Raw genomic sequence first — 2296 nt, 5'->3', positions numbered from 1 at the left:
GCGTGAACGTACATTCGCTTTACACCGTAACGCTCGCCGGCGGTTATGAGCCCGTTTAGGTGGGTGGTATGGCTATGTACGCCGCCATCGCTCAAAAGGCCTAGAAAATGGACGGGCCTATCGTGCTTTATGGCATAGGAAAAGGCTTCTCTCAGCACCTTCTCATCCTTTAACGTATCTTTTTCTATGGCCAGGTTTACCCTGGCAAGGTCTTGATAGACAATCCGCCCCGCACCCAAGTTCATGTGGCCCACTTCGCTGTTGCCCATCTGTCCTTCGGGAAGGCCCACGTTCATACCATCGGTCAACAAATTTGCGTTGGGATAGTCTTTGTAGAGCGAATCGACGAAGGGCGTGTTCGCATTGTCTATGGCGGAGACGCTGGGATCGGAAGATTTGCCCCATCCGTCCAAAATCATGAGTATTACTTTTTTGTTCATTTTCGAATTTTTAGCGGTTCCCAAAAATAAAGCTATCCGTTTAGTATACCCAGTATTTCCAATGGCTTTTTGAATCGTGTAGGTATCCAAAACGTTAAAAATATGTTATTTCCCAAGATATGGTGAAACAAAATAAGACAGGCTTCGTCTATTTAGTAGAGGAATTCAAAAAAATCCTTATAAAAATTCATCATTTCATCAATCTAAATCATTCATCATGAGAAAAACGATTCTAATTGTCTCCGCGGCCTGTATGGTCGCCGTGACCGGCCTTAACGCCAAGGAAATTTCAAGGGTAACCGATGTACCTGTCATCACCAAGAACATCAAAAACGTCGACCTCAGTTCGTTCTGTAAGGCCATCGTAAAAGGGGATTACAACACCGTAAAAAGTCTGATCGCTCTTGGCGAAGACATCAACCAGAAATCATTGGGCATGACCCCTGTTATGTTCGCCGCCCGTTACAACAAAGTGGAAATTCTGGAACTGCTAATCGAAAAAGGCGCCGACTTGAACATCAAAAGCAATAAGGGGTTTTCGGTAAAAAAATACGCGGAGCTATCTAACGCCACTGACGCCCTAGCGGTTTTGGAAGCGGCTTTAGGCAGTTGAAACTTTAGTGCGAGCTTTTTACGACACAAGAAAGAACCCGATTATCCAGCTGCGTGCGGATAATCGGGTTTTATTTTTTAAATGTATGTAATGAATAGTAGGTAGAAACAGCGGATTTCTAAAAATCAAATCCGTTCAGGGCCCTGTACATAAAGGCATAGACGGCCAAAAAGAGCATTAGGGCACAAAATACCGAATATACTTTTAGAAGTACAACGAGTATCTCGGGCTTACAATCCTTAAAAGCCTCAATGTATAGTGTTCGAAAATGTGATATAGTTCCCATACAGATGTGATAGTGTCACAGCTAAGGGGTTAACGTTTTTGGGGTAAGATATATTTGGGCTATGTAAATGTACGAAAATTAATGCATTACGGAAGACGGCCCAACGAATTTAACGGCAGTTGGACGAAAAAAAATACCTGCACCCTTCAACTTGAAACCTTCAAGACACCCTCTTCGTTGCGATATTTCTCGATCGATTCACGGATCCTTTCGATGCGGTTGCCGGGGTCGGGATGGGTACTTTGGAATTCCGGCATACTGCCCGAACCTCCTGAGGCGGCTTTTAAAATTTCCATTACTCGAATCATTTCCTCGGGATCGTATCCGGATTGCATCATAAAAAGTACGCCAAGATCATCGCTTTCCAACTCATCACCACGTCCATTTTTCAGCAGGGTGTTTTGGCCAATACCAGCTACCACTCCGCCCATATCCGCACCTACGGATGCCCCGGTCGAAACTGTCTGCCAAAACTCACTGTCCGCGATACGTTCTGCGGAGTGCCTTCCGATGACATGGCCGATCTCATGGCCCAAAACCCCGGCAAGCTGGCCCTCGTTCAGTTGTTTGAACAGGGCATAGGTGATAAATACCGGTCCACCGGGCAGGGCGAAGGCGTTGATGGTCTGGTCGTCGGCCAATAGATGGAAGTCATATTGATAGGGAGTCTCTTTGGCAACGCTGTTCTGTACCAGACTGTTGCCGATCTTGTCGACATAGGCCTGTAATTTTTCGTCGGGATAAAGTCCGCCGTACTGCTGTGCGATTTCCGGCGTACTTTGTAGCCCGATTGCAATTTCTTGATCGGCACTCATATTTATGGTCTGTGACCGTCCGGTATACGGGTTTTCCTCTTTGTTGCTGCAGCGTTGCACATAGGCAAAGGCCACGATGGCCAGCCCGATAAGTATCCGTATTTTCCAATTCCCTCCTCGCATGGTTAAGGTTTTGTTTAGG

The 2296-nt window shown here is 46.1% G+C and carries 3 protein-coding genes and 1 pseudogene; 1 reads left to right on the top strand and 3 read right to left on the bottom strand.

Annotated features, from left to right (window positions below; genetic code table 11):
• Positions 1-440 (bottom strand): annotated as a pseudogene (locus ACEW8S_RS08385) (2,3-bisphosphoglycerate-independent phosphoglycerate mutase); the annotation flags it as partial.
• 217 nt (positions 441-657) lie between these two features.
• On the opposite strand from ACEW8S_RS08385, the gene ACEW8S_RS08380 reads away from it, so the two are divergent.
• The gene (locus ACEW8S_RS08380) at positions 658-1053 is read left to right on the top strand and encodes an ankyrin repeat domain-containing protein (protein WP_373517708.1); all 396 of its coding nucleotides are present in this window, start codon (positions 658-660) and stop codon (positions 1051-1053) included.
• Positions 1054-1171: 118 nt separating this feature from the next.
• On the opposite strand, the gene ACEW8S_RS08375 is transcribed toward ACEW8S_RS08380, so the two are convergent.
• Together ACEW8S_RS08375 and ACEW8S_RS08370 are read right to left on the bottom strand one after the other, a co-directional pair.
• A complete protein-coding gene (locus ACEW8S_RS08375) occupies positions 1172-1339 on the bottom strand; it encodes a DUF6747 family protein (RefSeq protein WP_373517707.1) in 168 nt (55 codons plus the stop codon).
• A 146-nt stretch (positions 1340-1485) separates the two neighbouring features.
• Entirely contained in the window at positions 1486-2277 is a 792-nt protein-coding gene (locus tag ACEW8S_RS08370; RefSeq protein ID WP_373517709.1) for a M48 family metalloprotease, read from the bottom strand.
• Between the last annotated feature and the right edge of the window lie 19 nt (positions 2278-2296).

This window comes from Pricia sp. (assembly GCF_041745955.1).
Taxonomy (GTDB): Bacteria; Bacteroidota; Bacteroidia; order Flavobacteriales; family Flavobacteriaceae; genus Pricia.
The sequence above is the reverse complement of the archived record's forward strand: the minus strand, read 5'-3'. Positions and strand labels throughout refer to the sequence as shown.